Source organism: Caballeronia sp. DA-9 (assembly GCF_051615025.1).
Classification (GTDB): Bacteria; Pseudomonadota; Gammaproteobacteria; order Burkholderiales; family Burkholderiaceae; genus Caballeronia; species Caballeronia sordidicola.
Genome location: NZ_CP195132.1, coordinates 1999446 through 2018291, shown reverse-complemented (window position 1 = coordinate 2018291; position 18846 = coordinate 1999446). Strand labels below are relative to the sequence as shown.

Sequence of the window (18846 nt, the reverse complement as noted above, 5' to 3'; positions counted from 1 at the left end):
ATGGCTGAGACGTACGCCCGCGCGCCTTCGCAGAAGGGACTGGGACGGTCGGAAGTCGCCTCTCACTGCTTTGCATTCCTGCGGACATGGGAGACCGACAGGTTTGACCCGGCCAGTGCGACGACATCAGGGAGTGCTATCGTCACGATGCCAGGATCCACTCTTTTCCCATGGCTAACAAATCGCGTAAGCGCAAAACCCCAGGTAAGGCCCCACCCAGAACACGTGAGATGCTGCTGCCCACGGCTGCAGCTACCGCGCGAGCCGTATCGCTGCAGAACCATATGGCACTGGTCGCACTCCGGTCAGGGCGAGGTAATATCGAACTCGCAGGCGAACTGCTGAAGACGGTCTATCTCACCTACTTTCTGTGTGCCCCCGACCACATCAAGTCGACGTCGGAAAAATTCCTTGCGGCAGAGCTTGCCCTCAAATCGAGCATCCTGGACTCCACCACAGGCGGTGAATGGCGCTTGAGCGACGCACTATGTCACAACATCGAAGCGGTCCTGTGTTTGCATGACGCGCAACTTGCTTCAGTCCCGGTGCATCAGATCGCAGCCGCGAAAGAGAGACTGTCACGGGTACTTCAGGCTGGAAGCTTTCCTGATATGGCGGCAACACACCTGAGGAAATCTCAGTGAACCGATATCTGATCCCACCGCGCCAGCAGACACTGTCCTCGCCGACCATTTCTGGGCGCCTGTCCCGGCGCCGCAATCCGCAAGCCTTGCTCCCGGTCTTGCGTGCAACCGCTCTGACGGCCGCGCGACTTCATGCCCATTGAGCAGTCGGGGCTCGACGGCTACCCGCGTCAGACGCCGGTATTCGGGAAGAGAAATTCCCCCTCTTCAACACGGATTCTGGTGTGGTCCGTATCCGTGTCAAACGCAGTCCTAAGTTGATACGGCTTCAGACGGGGTCATGCCTGCCTGAAAGATGATCAGGGCTCAGTCATCCTCACTGTGCGACATATCTCCCAGCGTGTCGAGAAAGCGGGAAGACCACCAGTGCACGTCCTGCTCGCGCACGCGCCTGAGCAGCGATGCATGCCGCTGGATCCGCTCCTCCAGCGGCATGGTCAGTGCCTTCTGGATAGCGTGAGCCGTACCTTGTATATCGTACGGGTTCACGAGCAACGCCTCCTTCAACTGTTCCGCAGCCCCGGCGAAACGCGAGAGCACTAGCATGCCGGGGTCGGCCGGATCCTGCGCCGCGATGAATTCCTTGGCTACCAGGTTCATCCCATCACGCAGTGGCGTCACGAGCGCTACCCGGCTCGCCCGATACAGGCCCGGCAGACGTCTGCGCGCCACGTTACGGTGAATGTAGCGAACCGGCATCCAGTCCAGCTCGCCATAGTCGCCATTGATCGCGCCGCACAGACTGTCCATCTGCCGGCGCAGATCTTCGTACGCCCCCACGGCCTCGCGGCTCGGTGAGGCGATCTGGATCAACGTCGCGCTATTGTGATTTTCCGGATAGTGGGCAAGCAGTTCGCGAAACGCGTGGACCCGCTGCGGCAGGCCCTTCGAGTAATCGAGCCGGTCGACACCAAGGAGAAGCCGCCTTCGCGAATACTCTTCACGCATCCGCGCAAACATGTCGCGCCCCTCCTTCGCATTGGCCAATGCGGTGAATTCGTCGACATCAATGCCGATCGGGTATGCCCCGATACGTAATGTGCGGTTGAAAGCGCGCAACCCGTCTGTGCCGACCCGTTGTGCGTGCGCCTCTGATTCGACGTAATGCGTGAAGTGGGTCACGTCGGCTTCCGTCTGCAAGCCGACAGGTCGTAGGCAAACAGCGAGCGCATCAGCCATTCGTGTTCGGGAAGCGCCGCCATGACGAGCGGCGGCGGCATGGGAATATGCAGGAAGAACCCGATCCGGTTAGCGCACCCCATTGCCCGCAGTTCCGCAGCCAGCGGAATCAGGTGATAGTCGTGAACCCACATCACGTCCTCGGGTCTGAGCAGCGCCATCAGCCTGCGGGCAAACAGCTGGTCCACACGCCGGTATCCCGCAGCAAAGCGCGTGTCGAAGTTCGCCAGATCGAGCCGGTAGTGAAAGACCGGCCACAACACCCCGTTGGCATAACCCAGGTAATACGTGTCGTAATCCTGCTGTTCCAGGTCAATGGTGGCCAGCGTGACATTGCCGGAAGCCTGCAACTGGACATCGGCCTGGCCACCCGACGCGTCCGTCTGGTGCGCGACAATTAGGAAGTCCGCTCGTGACTTGCTGATTGTCGCCGTCCACGATACGACTCAAACGGCTGATAAGCATCTGTTCTTCGGGCTGAAGCCTCTCGCCTGGGGGCGCCCCCCTAATCGGGCTCGATATAAGCGAGGGATTTGCAGACGACACCAAACCCTATGCGATACGGCCTGCAGATCAGGGCCCAGGCGAACTTGCATAACGATGCACGACCGAACCATGCTTCCTGCTTACGAAATGCTCTCCCTCTTCTTTTCGCCCGAAGGGCATCTCGCCGAAATCAGACGGCTGGATCTACCCAGCGATGCACCCCGTTACCGCGTCCACCACTGGCTATGGATCGCTCAACGCTCGGTCACCACACTGCAATCCATCGACGCAATGACGTCGCAATCGAAGCAACATCGGAATTTCGAAGAGGCCAGTCTTTCGCTGGATCGAGAAAAACGCGCACAGCTGCGATGGCGTACGCGTGAGGAGATTGGTCTCGTCTTCGCAGCCCCTGACACGCTGCCGGATCGAAAACATTCGCTGATTCTTGATCATCTCAGTTGAATGGGCCGGACGCGTCGGTCCCCGACGCACGCCTCGCGCGAGCACAGCTAACCTGATACCCGCATCGAAGACACACTGCGCCGCAACCCGCGCCAGCGTCCAGCTACCTCAGGATGAGCATTGCATGCGTGCGTCCACTACCGCTGGTTTGCGCGGCGACGGATCAAGAATCATATTGACAGGTCACGCTCATCATGGCGATACTCAAATCTATGAAAACGTCCACCTTTATTGCGATTCCGATTAGCCGAAATGTATGCCCAATGTGGGCAGCATTCAGGGGCGATTGCGCGCGAAAGATGTGAGACCGATCTAAGCTTTCGCAAGGCCCCGCCGACTCAGGACGGGGCCTTTTGCTTTTTGGGTATCTTCGTCCGCCGGCTTACATCACGGAGAAGAAGATGAAACCCATAAGCTCGTGCCGCGCTTTTGCTGATATCACCCATCACGACACCCGTCAGGACGTGACGCCGAAGATGGTGCTGCACTTCGGCGTGATGCCTGGCCAGACCGTTTCCTGGCGCATCGCTGTCGACTCAGATCTGCGAGCAGACAAGGCGCGCCTATGGCTCACCCGGTCGATCTCTTCGTACGATCACTGGCTTGTGCCAGGCGACGTCATTCGCCTCGTGCGCGGCGAACGCGTGTGGTTAAGCACAGATGCCGATATCGCTGCCGAAGTGTCGCTCACGAGCAGCTACGTTCCCACTGGCAACCCACTGGGTCGCATGTTCAGCCGTCTCTTCGTGCTCGGGTCCTGACGATGTCGCGCTTTCCGAGCATGCATACGACGGGGCCGTGACCGATGAACCTGTCCTTGCGGTCGGGGACCACCTTGTACGCGTGATCCAGGCCCGCGCAACGCCCGCATCCTGATGAGTATCTGAGGCAACGATGAGATCACTCCGCTCGACTACGGCGAACTCGGCGCGCTGGCCTGTTAAGGGGCAGGTGCGGATCTGCGCCTCACGTTTGATTGCTATCGTCACCCGGAATCTCCGTAGTCCGATGATGGAGATGCCGGGACCCTCGGGATTACCGCGCCTTTCCACGATTTCCGCTTGTCGTCGGTTCCAGACTATGTAGATAGCCTGACACCAACTGCCGGCTTTCGCCAAGGTCTCGCAGTTTGTCATCCAGCTTGTCGACTTCCTGCTGCAAGGCGGCACGCACGGCCCCACACGGTTCGAACCGCGGCGGCTCATCCAGCATGCAGGGCAACAGGATCCGGATCGTCTCGATTTTGAGGCCTGAAGCGCTGAGCAGGCGAATACGCCTGGCTGTCTGCACTTCCCCTTCGCCGTAGTCGCGATAACCCGACGTCGTCCGCGCGGGCCTGAGCAAGCCCTCCTGTTCGTAATAGCGCAGCATCCGCTCGCTCACCCCCGTGCGCCGTGACAATTCTCCGATACGCATCGTCTCGCCCCTATTTGCTTGACCTTGACATCGCTGTCAGAGTTTAGCCTCGAATGGTCTTGTCTGAAACGAGGTATTGAAACCATGGCAAAGATCAATGTGGCGGGCGTGCAGGTCGCGTATCAGGTTGATGGACACGGGCCGGGACTGGTACTGGTGCATGGCACCGGTGGGGATGCTCAAACCAACTGGGGTCATCTGGTCGAACGGTTCGCCGTTGATTGGACGGTCGTGCGGCCGGACTACTCCGGCTCCGGCGAAACGGTCGATCACGGCGAAGCCCTCTCCGTTGAAAGTCTCGCCGCACAGGTCGTCGCCGCAGCGGATGCGGCCGGCGTCGTGCCGTTCGATCTTGTCGGCTTCTCGCTTGGCGCGGCCGTGGCGGTCTATATCGCGGCGGAATACCCCGACCGTGTGCGCTCGGTCGTTCTGCTCGCAGGCTTCGCTTCAGCCCACGATGCCCGGCTGAAACTGCAATTTGCGCTCTGGCGGGATCTGATCAAAACGGATCGCGCTGCGCTTGCGCGACTGATTCTGCTCACGGGCTTTAGTCCCGGCTTCCTGTCCAGTTTGAGCCAGCAACAGATCGGCGACTCCGTCGACGCCATCGTCACCGGCAATCAATGGGAAGGCATGGGCCGTCAGGTGGAACTGGACCTCACACTCGACGTGCGTGATCAGGTCCGACGCATTGACAAGCCAACGCTCGTGATCGGTTGCACGCACGACCACATGGTGCCCCCATCACGCGCGCGCGAACTGGCCACCATGATCGCCGGTGCTCGCTACGCGGAACTAGCGAGCGGGCATCTGGCGCCCCTCGAACGTCCTGACGAGTTCGTGGAGCTGGTGAAGGGTTTCCTGCTCGCAGGAGACCGGTGAATGCGCGCGCTGCTGGTCTTGATGCTAGGCGCCTTCGTGGCCCAGACGACCGAATATCTGCCGATTGGATTGCTACCGCAAATCGCCCACAGCCTGAACGTCTCGGAGGCTCGCGTCGGTGCTCTGGTGACAGGCTATGCCTGGGTAGCAGCGATCAGTGCCATGCCGCTTACGCTGGCTACCCAGCGGCTCGCCCGCCGCAGGCTCCTCATGAGCCTGCTCGGTGTGATGACCGCGACAAACACACTGGCTGCGTTCTCGAGTTCCTATCTCGTACTCGCCACACTGCGCGTGGCGACCGCGCTCACGCATGGCGTGTTCTGGTCGATGATCGCTGCCTACGCGGTTCAACTCGAGCCGGACGTGCCGGCTACTCGTGCCACCGCGATTGCACTCGGGGGCATCCCGCTCGCGCTGGTGGTCGGGGTGCCGATCGCCACAGCCATCGGCCACTGGGCCGGCTGGCGGAACGCATTTGCCGCCTATGCCGTGCTGGGAGGCATCGCAATTCTGCTCAGCGCTCGCTATCTGCCTGCGGCCGTAGACAGCAATATCGGAACAGAGCATGGCGTGCCTCGCGGCAACGCATCCCTCTATTGGGCCGCCCTAGCTACGACGCTCACCGTGACGACCCATTTTATCGGCTACACATACATCGTTCCGGTGCTCTCCGATGTGGTTCATCTGCCAGTGGCGCGACATGCCGCAGTGCTGATGACCTTTGGTCTTGCGGGCGCGGCAGGAACCATCGTGTCCGGTTGGCTCGACCAGCCACCGAAGCGCCTGTCCATCATCGCCGCCGGTGGTGTGACGGCCAGTCAGGGCGCCATCCTGCTTACGGGTTCGGATCAGATCGCCGTATGGCTGGAAATGGCGCTTTGGGGTTGGTCGATCTCGACGCTCATAGTGGGTTTGCAAAGCTGGGCCATCGCGATTGCGCCGCATCGCGCGAACACGGCGTCATCCCTGTACGTCGCGGCCTTCAATATGGGAATCGGGACCGGTGCGCTGATCGGCGGAGCAGCGCTAGACGCAGACGGCGTCGCATCCGTGCTCAAGGTCGGCGTCGTGACGGGCAGCATTGCATTGCTGAGTTTCACCATGCCGTGGGGACTGCCAGGACGACGAATACCGTCCCGCTGACAATCGCGTCAGGACCTGGCCCCGCCCTCCTTCAAGCACATAGAGTTGTCCGTTGATCACACGCGGCGAGTGCGGCATCGAAAGCCCCGAGGCAATCACCCGCCCTGAGGGGACTTCCATCACCACTCCGCTGTCAGCCATGCCCGCGCGCCAGCCGTACGGCGTATTCCTCGTTCCGAGTACCGTCGCAAAACGGACCTTGCGATCATGAAACGCCATGCCGTTGAGATGGCAGCGGTCGTCCGGAGAAAGCTCAGGCACGACCGGCGGCTGCCAGATCGGCGTGAAATTGAAATAGCCGTCGATCACGCAGATGCACGACCAGCGGGTATTGACTGCCAGGACGACCTGACCGTCGAACGCCATGTCGTGCAAATCGCAGTACGCCGTATAGAACGTGTGACGCGGCACGAAGACCGCATCGTAGTAGTCAGGCTTCGCAGGAAATTGCGCCGCGATCGCTCGCACGTTGGCGAAGATCATCAGGCCCCGCACTGTGGCAATCGCCAGTCGGTCCAGGGCAACGGCCAGCCCCATTGAGCGCGGCAGCAGGCACGCAGAGAGCGTCGGCACGCCCTTTTCGACGCCAGTAACGCGACGCCCGAGGGCCTGCGGCTGATGGCCAGCGTACAACCAAGTGCTTCGAGTACCGAAAGGAAACGGTCGGTGTCCCGCAGATTGATCAACGGCGAGTAAGCATCCGGCAGCGCTGACCCGACCGCGTCCGTCTGTGCGCTGGAATCCTGCATATCTTGACTGGTCCCCGATGAGGCATCAGCGCTGTAAAGCACGAGCCAGGTAATGGCGAAATGGTCTGGGGACGGCGGCGCGAGACGCACCTCACACTGGGTGACCGTCCGCCAGCGCCCGAAAACGCTGGCCGTTTCGGTACTACGCAACTCGCGCCCTCCGGGGGGCAACGCGCAGCCCGGCCTCCGTCCCTCGCGACGAAGGTTATGTAACTTCAGTGACAGACTGATTTAGCGTTTCTGTATTTCGTCACACACTGGCGTCATAATGTCTGCGATGCGGCTGTCGCGGCATCGCCGTAGCGCTCCGTCAGGCACTGCCCGACGGACCGGGATCATTCTCTAGCTGACTTCCCACATTGACACCGGCTGCTTCCAGTTCCCGCAGGAGCGCGTACCACGCCGCAATGGGCATCATCCGGAAAACCGGCTCGTTGTCGCGGCACACCATGACGTCTGTGTACGGCACCTTATCGACGATCGCCTGCGGATTACGCTTCAGCTCCTCTATCGACACCGTGATCACGTCATTCTCTGACCGGCCTTCCATCTTTTCTCTCCCCTGATCTCTGGGCGATTGCACCATGCACCATGGCCGTTTCACCCGGAAAACTCCTGCGCCGCATCGCCCGGCCGCAGTCAATGCACGATCAAGCATCCCTGCCTGCATCGCGAACCCACCTCTTGTCATTCACACTACACATGACCTGTGGCGAATCAATGTCCGCAAACCGGTATTCGCTGTCACAAAAATGCCTCGCTTCACGCTTCCGGATTCACTTGCCGCGCCAGCGTTCCGGCAGAACGCGGTGAAGGAGCCTTGTAGCATCAGACATACTCCCTGCTGATCGGTCCGGGGAACCGCGCACGACAGGTAATCCCTGCAATCACTGGCGGTCCTCCTACACTCCGTTACCGTGCATGGCGTCCCGCCATCGCTGCAGTCAGGACTGAAAGCGAGGGTGGCACGGGACTCGCTGCACGGCGGTCGCCTCAGGACGGAATTCGAGGATCCGCGTTCGCGCATCGCACTGAGAACCCACGCCCTGCCGGAAAGCCGTGCAGTTCGGAATTGGCGCGGGCGTCCATCAGCGAGGCCCGCGTGACGCTGCCGACCACGAAGCTCCCGGCGATTGGCGACATCAGCGTGCGCAGCCGAAATACGCCTGAAGACGATCGCATGCCCGGGATGTCACCACCGACGTCCAGCCGTCAACGGTCAAAGCCGGTATCGCTCATCATCAGACCCGTCGCACCGTAGCTCGGATGATTCCTTACGGGCAAGGCGTGGCGCACCGGGACACGACAACGTACCGGCGACCCGTCCGAGGAAACGCCCCGGAATAGTCAGGCAAACTGCGCGGGAGTCGCCCGTTGCTGACCGGGGGCCTCGCAGAACGATGGGATCGCGCGCCGTCAGTAAGGTGACATTGCCACAAATCGAAAAACAGGCACGGCTGTGATCCGGTTTCATACAATGGTCCGTGGCAGCGGTTGAATAAACGGTATCGCCTTGTCCAGCACGTGATGAGGTAACGCCTCTTCCTGGAAACTCGACTGACCACCGACATCAACGATCCTGTTGAACTGAAATGCTTTTCCGTTGGGGACATCGATGTCCATCATTGCATCGTCGAAGAGGTCGGTCAGTTCAGCGATGATCGCGCGAATTGCTCCGAAATGAGAGAAGAGCATCAGGTTGGCGCGCCACAGCAGCGGCTCGATAGAACGAAGAAAATTCTTCACCCGGTCCCGAGTACGGACACCGCTTTCCGAGCCGTTGCCATCAAAGGTGGCAATCTTGTCCATCTCCGGAAGGTAGCGGGTTCCGTAATCGCGTTCGTTCAGAAACGATGTGATCTTCGGTGTCGCGGACAGTAGTCCCATCTCGTCCAGTACGATCCGGGCCGTTTGGGCAGCTCGAAAGTATTCGGATACGTAGATCTCTATATTGAAATTACCCGGCTTCGTCCAGCTTGCGTCGATCTTCTTCAGAACATCGCCTGTCATCAACGCCTGACGGATGCCATTGGTGGTCAGACACAGCGCGCTATCGTTGTAGCCGTAGAATGAGGGGTCCTCGTTGCCGGTGCTGCCGCCGTGACGTATCACGAACAGTCGATTCATGGTGAGTGTCCTCCCGAAGGGCGAACTAGACTTTGACCGTCGCGACTTTGCGCGTAGCCAGGTTGATCACGAAGTTGTCCAGCGTTTGGGGCGTCGCCGTTCTGGTCTCTTCATAGGGAGCGGACAGATAGGTTCCCGCTATTTGCTCTTTCGTGACCTCGATCCGCAGGAAGCCGAAGTTGTCATGATCGTACTGATCGAGCGTCAATGTGCCGGACAACGGCAATGGAGCCACGGGATAACGTCCATCGATCTTCTGCAGTTTGCCGAGTTTGGAATAGCCGCCGGCCCCCGCGACAACACAGGTGATATCCGAATCATTGCTTTTAACGGTAAAGCGCTGGTAATTGTGAACGTGACCGGACAGAATCAGGTGCGGATAGCGCTTCTTGGCCTCGAAGCTTTGAAATAGCAGCTTCTCCGCCTCCGCGCTACCGCTATGCTCGGAATCGCCAGAATATGGGGGATGATGGATGGCAACGATCAGCGCCTTGTTTTCATCTGCGGCCGCCAGTTCGCCCTTGAACCAGTCGAGTTGATCCTGATGGACTTCCGCCTGCGTTTCACTGACGTTGGTGAAGAGTCCGATGATTGTGGCCAAAGGCGTCGTGAACGTCCAGTAGACATTGGGCAAGTCCATCTGCGTGCGTGACGACGTCGTCTTCAGTGAACCCAACTGGGCAGGGTTCTTCGACATAAAGTTCTGCACCCAGCCGTCGAGTGGCTTCTTGTCGGGATCCACCGGGCCATCCTGCGGGTCGTCTGGCTGGCAATCGTGATTTCCCGCGATGGCGACAATCAGGCCCGGGTATTCAGCGTAGGTCTCGTAGAAATTCTCGCCGTAGCCGCCTATATCGCCTGCGAAATAAACCACATCGCCCAGATGATAGAAGAACGCTGGCACCGTGCCCGCGGCACTGTTTTCGTAATCCTCCGTCATCATGGCCGCGACGAAATCCATCTGCTTGCCGCGCTCGTCACCGGTATCGCCCACCGTGTGAAAAACGATCTTGCCCAAAGCTGCAATCCGCGCGACCTCATCGGCGTGAAGTAATTGCGCGAGGTCGAAACGGTATGGAGGTGAACCGTTTGGCGTGGGCAGCGGCTGAAACGGGAAGTGAGGATCGACCCACTGTGCTGATTGCACCCGCAATGGTGAGCCCGCTGCGTGCGAGGTGAAGGTGGCCGGAGCGGGAGTGGAGGCGGATTGGCGATTACCCGCACCCCGACCGGAAACCAGAACATGTCCGCTCATAGCACCTCCCAATTTGGCCCGGTCATGTGTGTCAAGATGACAGGGCTCGATGTCGCTTTCACGACAGCAATCGCTGGTACTTTCCCTACCCCGAGAGTCGAGGTTCAGCCATTACGTCGTCAGTGATCGAGCAAGCGTGCAATTGAGTCTCGGCAAGCGGGTGGTTTCTCCGTCCCAACTGGGGTGGTTTATAGCTTTCTGAAGATCCACCAGCATAAGCAGGGCATCGGCTGGGCGAGGCGAGGCGGTCATTTTGATCCTGCCGAACTGAACATCGTCGCAAAGCGATTCGATTCAGCACATTACTGCCAGTCTGCCGCGAGTCCGGACCCGCGGCAGTTGATCCCTTCGGCCGCAACCGGTCGTTCGACACCAGCACTGGAATCGTTAACAATCTAGCGGCCCTCCTTCCCGCTTCCGTTGTCTCGCGAGCATAGGGGGCGGCTAAGACTGGCTTGTCGAAAGAGGAAACATGCGAACGAACAATACGGTTGCAAATCGCACCGCCCAATATCAAAGCATCAGTTTGACCCTCGTATCCATGCTTTGTTTTGCAGTCGTCGACGCACTTGGCAAAGCGGTCGCGGTTAGTTACCCCGCGAACGAAGTCACATTCTTCCGCATGCTGTTTGGAATGGCTCCTGCCCTTGTGGTCTGTATGCGCGGATCTTCGATAACTGCTCGGATTCTTAACCTCGACTTTCGAGGGCAGATTACCCGCGCGCTGACTCTGCTTGGCGCCTCAGCATTTTTCTTCGCGGGATTACCTTTTCTGCCCCTGAGCGAGGCCGTGGCAATTGTCTATTCAGAAGCGATCTTCGTCATTGCTCTCGCGCCGCTCCTGCTCGGCGAGCGTTTGCTCGTCCGAAATGCTATCGCTGCTTGCATCGGTTTCGCCGGCGTTCTTCTGGTGGTCCGGCCTCAAGGAAGTCTGTCGAATCTTATTGGCCCGATTCTCTTGCTATCGAGCGCACTATGCGGTGCGCTTTCCATGATCCAAATTCGAAGGCTCAAAGTTAGCGACGACTCCGGGATCACTGTTCTTTTCTTCACGGTTTTTGGGACGGCGATGACCGGCTTGTCTCTCATTTTTGCCTGGCGAACTCCCACGATCAAGGATCTGGCGATCATGGCACTGCTTGCCGTTTTCGCCACAGCTGGACAGCTCCTTTTCACGGTCGCAGTAAGACGGGAGAGTGCAACTGCGTTGGCACCCTACACCTATACCAGTATCATATGGGCCACGTTATTCGGCTTCATCGTATGGGGCGAGACGCTGAGTTCATTATCCGTCGTCGGAATAGTGTCAATTGTTGGGAGCTCCATCGCTGTGGCGATCCGTGAGCAACCTCCCGAGGGGCCAGCGGTTTAGCGCCGACGCGGGGCCGCTAGTTCCCAGCCTCATCGATGCCGACTGGGTTCTGGCCGGTTGCCGAGCGGCCGCTATCGAGAAAGCTAAAGCCCCCGTGGGTCGTGCCCAAAGGTTCCCGAATTGAGTCGGATGCATCGAGCGTCGACCGGTGCAGACTTCTGGGCTCCGCCATGAAGTGACGCTCCGGTGCAATTGCCGAATGACAATTCGTGGATCCCTTTACAGCCCATATGCGCGAGGCGGTGGCCACGATGGCGGTCAGAATGAAGTGCCCCTCTTCGATACGGATGACTTGCCTTCGTCGTTCAAACCGTCGACTGTACGGCTGATTGATGAGGGCGCAAACGACCTTTTCCCTCATTTGAGGTCAAATGGCGCTCTTCGAGGTTTCTCCGTAAAATACGCCTTTCTAGGATTTGGCGTTGACTACTTCATCATGCATCGAATTGGATTCTTCGTCTGCCATGGCCACGATGCTCTTGATCTTGCTGGACCACTTTCGGCTTTTAATCAGGTGGCCACGGCCGCGGGCCATACCCTATATGATCTTCATGTCATCTCGCAGCTCGGAGGGCCGGTTATTGGCAATGCGGGCCTTCCGATTGAGACAAGGCCGATCGGGAGGCGCACGTTTGACACCGTCCTATTCGTGGGCGGTGATATCGACCCGATGCAAACATCGGAGAACATCGCCGCTGCCAGGAAATTGAGCTCCAGAGCCTCGCGGGTGGCGAGTGTATGTACGGGGGCGTTCCTGCTTGCGCAGACCGGCTTGCTGGACGGCCTGAGAGCAACGACGCATTGGCGATACACTGCTCTATTGCAGTCGCGCTTTCCTCGCATCAGGGTCGAGGGCGATAGCATCTATATAGCGGACGGCCGCATCTGGACGTCGGCGGGCATCGCCTCTGGAATAGACTTGGCGCTCGGCATGATTGAAAAAGATATGGGCGCCGAAATTGCGCGCGCCGTCTCCAGACTCCTGGTCGTTCCGTATCGCCGGCCAGGAGGTCAGTCCCAATTCTCTGCCATGTCGCAAATGGAGCCGGAATCGGATCGTATCCGCATTGCTCTGAATTTTGCCAGGGAACATCTGGCTGAAGCGCTACCTGTCGAGCGACTCGCCGATGCTGCGAGATTGAGCCTGCGACAATTTGGACGAGCGTTTCGCCGAGAAACTGGTGAAACGCCTGCTAAGGCCGTTGAGCGCTTGCGTGTTGAAGCTGCACGGCTGCGCCTGCAGGACGGCAGCGAACCAATCGAACAGGTTGCTCTGGCTGTGGGATTCACCGATCCGGAACGGATGCGGAGGGCCTTCGTCAAACTGCATGGACATCCGCCGCAATCGATCCGACGCGAGAGCAGATTGAACGGTGGGCACTGATCATCGTTGACCAAACCCAGCGGCCGTCTGAAGGTCCATCGGCGCTTGTGGTCCGTGGCTCTTTGCGAAGTTCATACTTGCACCTGATCTGCAGGATTAGCCCACGGCGGCCTCAAAACCGAAGTGCAACACCTATCTCGTATAAGGTGTCGCAATGCCCGAAAAAATTTCGTACCAGCAACTCCAACCTGAAGAGCGCCTGGTGATCGCAAGCCTGCGGCTGCAGGACTTGAGTATCCGGGCCATGGCCCGGATACTCGGGCGCTCGGCAGCCACCGTTAGCCGTGAACTGTCGCGAAACAGCTCTGTGGCTGGCTATTCATCCCAGCCGGCTCAAGCACTGAGCGCCGCACGCCGCAACGCGGGACGGCGCCCCAATAAGCTTTGCCTGCAAAGCGTCTGCTGGCGCATCGTTCTCACTTTGCTTGAGTGGAAATGGTCGCCTCAGCAGATATCGGGCACACTCAAGCGCATGTATCCCACAGACTCCACCCAGCACGTTTCACACGAAACGATCTACACGGCCATCTACGCTCAGCCGCGTGGCGAGCTGCGCCGTCAGCTCATTGCCTGCCTGCGCCGCGGTCACAGCACCCGCATGCCCCGCACGCGCGGCACAGACCGGCGCGGACAGATTCCCGATATGGTTAGTATCCACGTCCGGCCGCCCGAAATTGAAGACCGGCTGCTGCCGGGTCACTGGGAAGGTGACTTCATCAAGGGCGCCGGCAACCAATCTTCTGTCGGCGTTCTGGTCGAACGGACCAGCCGCCTGGTGCTGCTCGCCAAGATGGAAGACGCCACCGCCGAGTCCGCGTTAGCAGGCTTCTCCGCCAAACTAAATTCGATTGTCGCGCCGCTGCGCCAAAGCTTTACCTACGACCAGGGCAAAGAGATGTCGCGGCATAAGGAGCTTGCTGCCGCCACTGGCGTGAACATCTACTTCTGTGACCCACATAGCCCCTGGCAACGCGGAACCTGCGAGAACACCAACGGATTGCTTCGCCAATATCTGCCCAAAGGCACCGACCTCTCTGTCTACAGTCAGGACGAACTCGATGCCATTGCCGACAGTCTGAACAGCCGCCCCCGAGCAACTCACGCGTTCCATTCGCCATTCGAGGTCTTCGCCGCGACACTTGCTTCAGCCAGTCAAACTCAAGGCTCTAAACACTAGATCCTCCTGTTGCGCTTCGGTTTGAAACCGCACTCATTGCGCCCGGCGGGAAGTTAGCAGTGCGATAGAAGCATACATATGATCGATATGCTTCTATCGCAGCCCCTCATTCAGCAACTTTCGCCGCAGCCTCAATCATGCAGGCGGTCTCCTCTAGGTAGAACTACGTTTCCGGAACTTCTTGCGTCGACAGCCAATCGGTTTTGATGATTGTCGATATCGGAGCCGAGTGGCACCGCTAAAGACCTTTGGCGAGCAAAGGGATCAGAGGAACGATATAGGCCGGTTCTGCAAGCAATGGCGCGATCTCGTCGAGGATAGTTGCGAAGGGCGCCGTATCTGCGTGCTGCTTCCCGGTGGCAGCGTCGTCAAAGGTTTGGATCAACCATATTTCATCGGCGTCGTCGCGGGCACGCAGTAAAGCATAGATCCGCGTTCCGCCGTCTGCACTGGCTGCGGCGACCAGCGGTTTGAGCTTTTGCACGAGCGCCTCTGCTTTGCCCGGCTTTGCCCGCAGCCGCTCCACCGCTGCGAACCCCGCTAGAGCCCGGTCGCCGCCGTAAGGCACGACCTGTTCTCCCGGTGCTCGCACCCGCCCGAGCAGCACGGCCGGTTGCGGCGTGGGGCCGTCGGCCGCGCGAAGTTCGGGTTTGTCCGCGAACAGCCCGAGCACGCGACGCTCCCACGCATCGAGGTACTGGGCACGGCGTTCCGAGCCGACGTGCGCGACCGCCCAGGCATAGAAGGGGGCCCTCACATCAAACCCGGCGTAGGCAAGCACGCCATTCTGGATTGCCTCGAACCGCTCGGAATGCCGGCTCGGCACCGCACCCTGGCGCGGTTCGGGTGCGCCAAAGGTCGTACCGATCAGCGCACGCTTACCCTTGAGGCCGCCGCGTCCATAAGCACCGATCTCCGGATGATCGTTGCTATATACGCGGCCGTAGGCGAACACCCGATCGAACCAGCCCTTGAGGATCGCCGGGACATGGAACCAGTAATATGGGAACAGGAAAATGACGGCATCGGCCCAGGCGAGCTTATCGAGTTCGGCCAATATGTCGGGCGAGTAGCCTCCGTCGATTGACGCGGCGCGCTGCCGGGACTGGTAGTCAGTGCCTGAGCCCGGTCCTCCCTTGGGGCGGGGTTCGGTGAAGTCGGCATCATCGGCGACGGCCTTGAAGGCCATGGCGTGCAGGTCGGATACACGCGTGTCATACCCTTGCTGAGCGAAGGCTTTGACAGCGCGATCCAGCATCGCCTTGGCAAACGAGTTCGAGTCGTGATGCGCGTAGACGATGAGAACATTTTTGGGCATGCGATACCTCTACTGGCAATGTCGGGTCAGCGATCACGTGGCTTCAGCGGGCCGTTGTCGTTCCAGATGTCGCGATGAAGTTTCCAGGCGCCGCCCTGTTTTAGAAATATGAGGGTCTGCTTGCCGCGCGACTTCAGTTCTCCATCTTGACTGCGGATTGTCGAGTTTGAAACCTCCGTCACGACTTGGTCGTTACCGTAAAATTCGAAATCGCTGAAGGTAACCGTATCGGGTGTTTTCCCTGCGTAACCCTTCGTGAAATAGTTTGCGATCGCGGCTGGGCCAACGACCCGGTCACCTCCAGGCTGCAGGAGTGTCCCATCGTCAGTGTAGAGGCGCCCAATCGCTTGATAGTCGCCTTGTTTGAAGGCATCGGCCCAACGAGCGTTTTCAGCCTTGATAGCCGCCTCAGTGGAGTGCTGCGGGCCTGCAGCATAAACGACGACGGTCGCGGCAGCGAGGGCTACAACGGCTGGTAACAAGGCTAATTTAGCGAGAATTGGTCGCACGTGGATTATCCAATCTGGTTATCTTGACTCTTGATGAAGAGCGCGCTCCGAGGAGGCCCGCGAGACGGCCTCGTGCACATTGCCTGCAAGCGTTTCAGCGAACACCTGGAATTCGTGCGAGACCTTTGGATGCACCCGGCAATATTTTTTCTACCATCGCAACTATCTCGGGCGGCGCGCTCTTGCGACTACCAGAATGGAACGGCGGAGCGGGATCATATTCGATCAGGAGTTGCGTGAATTCGGCGGCCTGTTGACCACGCAACTTCGCGGCAACGCGAAGTGCGAAGTCGATACCAGCCGTTATGCCGCCGCCGCTCATGAACCGGCCGTTGTCGTCTTCTACGAAGCGTTCCGGAACAGGGATAGCGCCGTATTCAGTCAGCTTGTTGACGAAGGCCCAATGGCAGGCACTTCGCTTACCCTTGAGAATGCCCGTTGCGGCAAGCACGAGTGACCCGTTGCAAACCGACGTGACATATTTGGCGCTCTCAGCCAGACGCCGGATATGGGCTTGATATCCCGGCCCCATCGGCGCCGTCAAATCAGAGCCGCCGGGAACCAGGAGCAGGTCGGCCTTTTCAATATCGGCCAATCGTTCAACCTTGCCATACACGACGTCATATTCGAGAGTCACGTAACCACCATTAAAGCTCGCATAGCGAACGTTCGTATTCGGTAGCCAGTGAAAAATCTCGCTGGGGCCAGCGAAGTCGAGGAGCGTGCCACCATCGTAGACGACAATCACAATATTGAGAGGATCGTTCGGCGCAAGGCTCCCCTCGCTGCCAGCCTGCGCAAAAGCGGGAGTGGCGCGGCCAAGCAGGGCTCCACCTCCCAGGATGGCGCCGAGCGTGGCGATGCTTCCAAACTTGAGAACATCGCGGCGGGAATGACCTGCGCTGATCAGTCGCTCGCCGGAGGCGTTGTTTTCACTATTGTCGGTCAAGATAGTTTCTCCTTGTACTTCGGCCCCCTCTGCTAGCGCAGTCAGGTTGGGCCAGATTGAAGAACCGTCACGACGAAAAGCGTGGCGGGCGTGCGATTAAAAATGTGGCGGAGCCGGGACGACGTGTAGCGCTCTGGAATCGGGAACCGAGACTTAAAGCTGCGAGGCGCCGCCATCAACGACCAGCTCGGTGCCGACGACGTAAGAGGATTCGTCGCTAGCAAGATAAAGCGCCGCGTAGGCAATGTCTTCGGCCTGACCCATGTAGCCCACTGGAATAGCTTTGGCGAGTTCGGCCTTAGTGTCGCGAACCCATTCGTCGGACATGCCCCACTTGCTGATCAGGGGCGTGTCCATCGCGCCGGGCGCGATCGCGTTAAAGCGGATTTTTCGGTCGAGAAACTCATAGGACCAACTACGGGCAAGTGATCGTACGGCGGCCTTCGCCGCCGCAGTCAACGAAATGCCATGCTTGCCGGTCTGTGCAACAAACGATGTATTCAGAATAAACGAGGAGCCCTCCCGCAGATCCGGCAACACCGCCTGGAGCGTGAACACCACGCCCTTGACGTTGATGTCCATGATCTCGTCATAGAGTTCCTCGGTGATATCGTTGACTGCTGACGGGAAAGCTCGACCCGCGTTGGCAAACACGACATCCAGGCCGCCGAACTTCTCTTTCAACTCAGCGGCGATCGCCCGCATGTCCTCAATCGAACGTACGTCGCCCTTGAGAACGAGCGCATTCTCGCCAAGTTCGGCCTTCACGCGCTCAAACACGGCCTCATCGCGACCTGTAACCGCTACTCGAGCGCCTTCTGCAATGAAGAGCTTGGCGGTTGCAAGACCGATGCCGCTCGTGCCGCCCGTGATCAAAGCTGACTTATTCTTTAGCCTCATCTTTATGTTCCTTTCTCTGCTTCGCTATTGATCAAGCCAAAGCTCCAAAGCGCACCTGCGCTTGTTGCCGCTTGATTTCGTGGGCAAATTATGGAATGCATGGCAGATGACGCAAAGGACGTATAACCCTCAAAAAACGCCACTGAATTTTCGACTGATAGCCAATGCTCCTCGGCGCTTACACCAACCTGCGACGGTGCATCATCTCGGCACCGTACATCGCTCAGCCACCGAGGCGTAGCGGCAGCCATTCGCGTATCCCGAAACTCCTTCGGCTCGAACTCTTCGAAAATTGGAAAATCCAAAACAGCGATAAAAGTCAGCTGCGTAGGGTGAAGCATTGCGCTCAACTGTCGTGACCTCCGGAATCCGCTCTTCCACTTTCTGCGCCCGATGTCTCTACGTACCAGATCAGGATCGACGAAAACATTTGGACCGTGGACGGACGGGGCTTGAGCAGAAAGCTGAGAAGAAGCCGTTCATCGAATGAACCGGCAATGTAAGCGCAATTCTCGATGCTTTTCGATAGCCCCGAACTACATAAGTGCGCGATTGCTTCATCGGCCGAAACGACCGCTTGCGCTTCGGAGTTGAATCGGCCGTCATAGGCTACTGAAGTGTCATTTGCCAATAAACTGCCGTGAGCGGCCGGTTATCAGCCGAATAGCTCACGACTCCAATCGGAAGCGACATTTCGATGATGCGCCTCGTGGGCTACCGCATGCTGGGGAGGTTGGCCATTGGAACGCCAGGGCGCGGCATTCGCCGCCTCGTTATAACGAGGCCGCAAGTCAATCTCGGTTGCGTTAGGCAACGGCGAGCTGCCGGTTGTCGGACCCTGGAGGCTTTGATGTACACGCCGATTACCCCGCTACCTGCCGATTGGTGCGT

17 protein-coding genes and 1 pseudogene are annotated in these 18846 nt (G+C 59.0%); 8 read left to right on the top strand and 10 right to left on the bottom strand.

The window, feature by feature from the left end; all coding sequences use genetic code 11:
* The first annotated feature begins 230 nt into the window (after positions 1-230).
* Positions 231-644: a hypothetical protein gene (locus tag ACRWA7_RS15495; RefSeq protein WP_438391778.1), complete on the top strand. Its 414-nt coding sequence runs from the start codon at positions 231-233 to the stop codon at positions 642-644.
* A 306-nt stretch (positions 645-950) separates the two neighbouring features.
* On the opposite strand, the pseudogene ACRWA7_RS15490 reads toward ACRWA7_RS15495, so the two are convergent.
* Positions 951-2221, bottom strand: a pseudogene (locus tag ACRWA7_RS15490) (alpha,alpha-trehalose-phosphate synthase (UDP-forming)).
* 217 nt (positions 2222-2438) lie between these two features.
* Between ACRWA7_RS15490 and ACRWA7_RS15485 the strand changes: the two are divergent.
* Positions 2439-2774: a hypothetical protein gene (locus ACRWA7_RS15485; protein WP_438391777.1), complete on the top strand. Its 336-nt coding sequence runs from the start codon at positions 2439-2441 to the stop codon at positions 2772-2774.
* Positions 2775-3175: 401 nt separating this feature from the next.
* Positions 3176-3535 (top strand): DUF2917 domain-containing protein, encoded by a 360-nt coding sequence (locus ACRWA7_RS15480; protein ID WP_438391775.1) that lies wholly within the window; start codon positions 3176-3178, stop codon positions 3533-3535.
* 274 nt (positions 3536-3809) lie between these two features.
* Here the strand turns inward: ACRWA7_RS15480 and ACRWA7_RS15475 are convergent, their stop codons facing one another.
* Positions 3810-4190, bottom strand: a complete 381-nt coding sequence (locus ACRWA7_RS15475; RefSeq protein WP_438391773.1) for a MerR family transcriptional regulator — start codon at positions 4188-4190, stop codon at positions 3810-3812.
* 84 nt (positions 4191-4274) lie between these two features.
* Between ACRWA7_RS15475 and ACRWA7_RS15470 the strand changes: the two genes are divergently transcribed.
* Complete coding sequence (locus ACRWA7_RS15470) at positions 4275-5072, top strand: alpha/beta fold hydrolase (RefSeq protein WP_438391772.1); 798 nt, start codon at positions 4275-4277, stop codon at positions 5070-5072.
* Positions 5073-6215: an MFS transporter gene (locus tag ACRWA7_RS15465; protein ID WP_438391770.1), complete on the top strand. Its 1143-nt coding sequence runs from the start codon at positions 5073-5075 to the stop codon at positions 6213-6215.
* On the opposite strand, the gene ACRWA7_RS15460 is transcribed toward ACRWA7_RS15465, so the two are convergent.
* The 4 genes from ACRWA7_RS15460 to ACRWA7_RS15445 all read right to left on the bottom strand — a co-directional run bounded on the left by ACRWA7_RS15460 (position 6099) and on the right by ACRWA7_RS15445 (position 10346).
* Positions 6099-6788: a DUF4915 domain-containing protein gene (locus tag ACRWA7_RS15460; protein WP_438391768.1), complete on the bottom strand. Its 690-nt coding sequence runs from the start codon at positions 6786-6788 to the stop codon at positions 6099-6101. The genes ACRWA7_RS15465 and ACRWA7_RS15460 overlap by 117 nt on opposite strands.
* A gap of 486 nt (positions 6789-7274) precedes the next feature.
* Positions 7275-7514: a type II toxin-antitoxin system prevent-host-death family antitoxin gene (locus ACRWA7_RS15455; protein WP_438391766.1), complete on the bottom strand. Its 240-nt coding sequence runs from the start codon at positions 7512-7514 to the stop codon at positions 7275-7277.
* A 920-nt stretch (positions 7515-8434) separates the two neighbouring features.
* Positions 8435-9091: a histidine phosphatase family protein gene (locus tag ACRWA7_RS15450; RefSeq protein ID WP_438391765.1), complete on the bottom strand. Its 657-nt coding sequence runs from the start codon at positions 9089-9091 to the stop codon at positions 8435-8437.
* 25 nt (positions 9092-9116) lie between these two features.
* On the bottom strand, positions 9117-10346 hold the full coding sequence (locus tag ACRWA7_RS15445; RefSeq protein WP_438391763.1) for a metallophosphoesterase family protein: 1230 nt from the start codon (positions 10344-10346) through the stop codon (positions 9117-9119).
* A gap of 472 nt (positions 10347-10818) precedes the next feature.
* Here ACRWA7_RS15445 and ACRWA7_RS15440 point away from each other — a divergent pair, with 472 nt between their 5' ends.
* The 3 genes from ACRWA7_RS15440 to ACRWA7_RS15430 all read left to right on the top strand — a co-directional run bounded on the left by ACRWA7_RS15440 (position 10819) and on the right by ACRWA7_RS15430 (position 14279).
* Positions 10819-11718: a DMT family transporter gene (locus tag ACRWA7_RS15440; protein WP_438391762.1), complete on the top strand. Its 900-nt coding sequence runs from the start codon at positions 10819-10821 to the stop codon at positions 11716-11718.
* A gap of 436 nt (positions 11719-12154) precedes the next feature.
* Positions 12155-13102: a GlxA family transcriptional regulator gene (locus tag ACRWA7_RS15435; RefSeq protein ID WP_438392813.1), complete on the top strand. Its 948-nt coding sequence runs from the start codon at positions 12155-12157 to the stop codon at positions 13100-13102.
* A 166-nt stretch (positions 13103-13268) separates the two neighbouring features.
* Positions 13269-14279: an IS30 family transposase gene (locus tag ACRWA7_RS15430; protein WP_438392811.1), complete on the top strand. Its 1011-nt coding sequence runs from the start codon at positions 13269-13271 to the stop codon at positions 14277-14279.
* A gap of 238 nt (positions 14280-14517) precedes the next feature.
* Here the strand turns inward: ACRWA7_RS15430 and ACRWA7_RS15425 are convergent, their stop codons facing one another.
* The 4 genes from ACRWA7_RS15425 to ACRWA7_RS15410 form a co-directional block, all read right to left on the bottom strand.
* The gene (locus ACRWA7_RS15425; protein WP_438391760.1) at positions 14518-15597 is read right to left on the bottom strand and encodes an NAD(P)H-dependent oxidoreductase; all 1080 of its coding nucleotides are present in this window, start codon (positions 15595-15597) and stop codon (positions 14518-14520) included.
* Positions 15598-15623: 26 nt separating this feature from the next.
* A complete protein-coding gene (locus ACRWA7_RS15420) occupies positions 15624-16106 on the bottom strand; it encodes a YybH family protein (protein ID WP_438391759.1) in 483 nt (160 codons plus the stop codon).
* A 94-nt stretch (positions 16107-16200) separates the two neighbouring features.
* Positions 16201-17055: a DJ-1/PfpI family protein gene (locus ACRWA7_RS15415; RefSeq protein WP_438391756.1), complete on the bottom strand. Its 855-nt coding sequence runs from the start codon at positions 17053-17055 to the stop codon at positions 16201-16203.
* Between the two features lie 153 nt (positions 17056-17208).
* Positions 17209-17955: an SDR family oxidoreductase gene (locus ACRWA7_RS15410; RefSeq protein WP_438391754.1), complete on the bottom strand. Its 747-nt coding sequence runs from the start codon at positions 17953-17955 to the stop codon at positions 17209-17211.
* Between the last annotated feature and the right edge of the window lie 891 nt (positions 17956-18846).

Bases quoted from the DNA above. Each gene is read 5' to 3' on its own strand.
- ACRWA7_RS15495 (WP_438391778.1), top strand. From the start codon at position 231: ATGCTGCTGCCCACGGCTGCAGCTACCGCGCGAGCCGTATCGCTGCAG.
- ACRWA7_RS15485 (WP_438391777.1), top strand. From the start codon at position 2,439: ATGCTTCCTGCTTACGAAATGCTCTCCCTCTTCTTTTCGCCCGAAGGG.
- ACRWA7_RS15480 (WP_438391775.1), top strand. From the start codon at position 3,176: ATGAAACCCATAAGCTCGTGCCGCGCTTTTGCTGATATCACCCATCAC.
- ACRWA7_RS15475 (WP_438391773.1), bottom strand. From the start codon at position 4,190: ATGCGTATCGGAGAATTGTCACGGCGCACGGGGGTGAGCGAGCGGATG.
- ACRWA7_RS15470 (WP_438391772.1), top strand. From the start codon at position 4,275: ATGGCAAAGATCAATGTGGCGGGCGTGCAGGTCGCGTATCAGGTTGAT.
- ACRWA7_RS15465 (WP_438391770.1), top strand. From the start codon at position 5,073: ATGCGCGCGCTGCTGGTCTTGATGCTAGGCGCCTTCGTGGCCCAGACG.
- ACRWA7_RS15455 (WP_438391766.1), bottom strand. From the start codon at position 7,514: ATGGAAGGCCGGTCAGAGAATGACGTGATCACGGTGTCGATAGAGGAG.
- ACRWA7_RS15450 (WP_438391765.1), bottom strand. From the start codon at position 9,091: ATGAATCGACTGTTCGTGATACGTCACGGCGGCAGCACCGGCAACGAG.
- ACRWA7_RS15445 (WP_438391763.1), bottom strand. From the start codon at position 10,346: ATGAGCGGACATGTTCTGGTTTCCGGTCGGGGTGCGGGTAATCGCCAA.
- ACRWA7_RS15440 (WP_438391762.1), top strand. From the start codon at position 10,819: ATGCGAACGAACAATACGGTTGCAAATCGCACCGCCCAATATCAAAGC.
- ACRWA7_RS15435 (WP_438392813.1), top strand. From the start codon at position 12,155: ATGCATCGAATTGGATTCTTCGTCTGCCATGGCCACGATGCTCTTGAT.
- ACRWA7_RS15425 (WP_438391760.1), bottom strand. From the start codon at position 15,597: ATGCCCAAAAATGTTCTCATCGTCTACGCGCATCACGACTCGAACTCG.
- ACRWA7_RS15410 (WP_438391754.1), bottom strand. From the start codon at position 17,955: ATGAGGCTAAAGAATAAGTCAGCTTTGATCACGGGCGGCACGAGCGGC.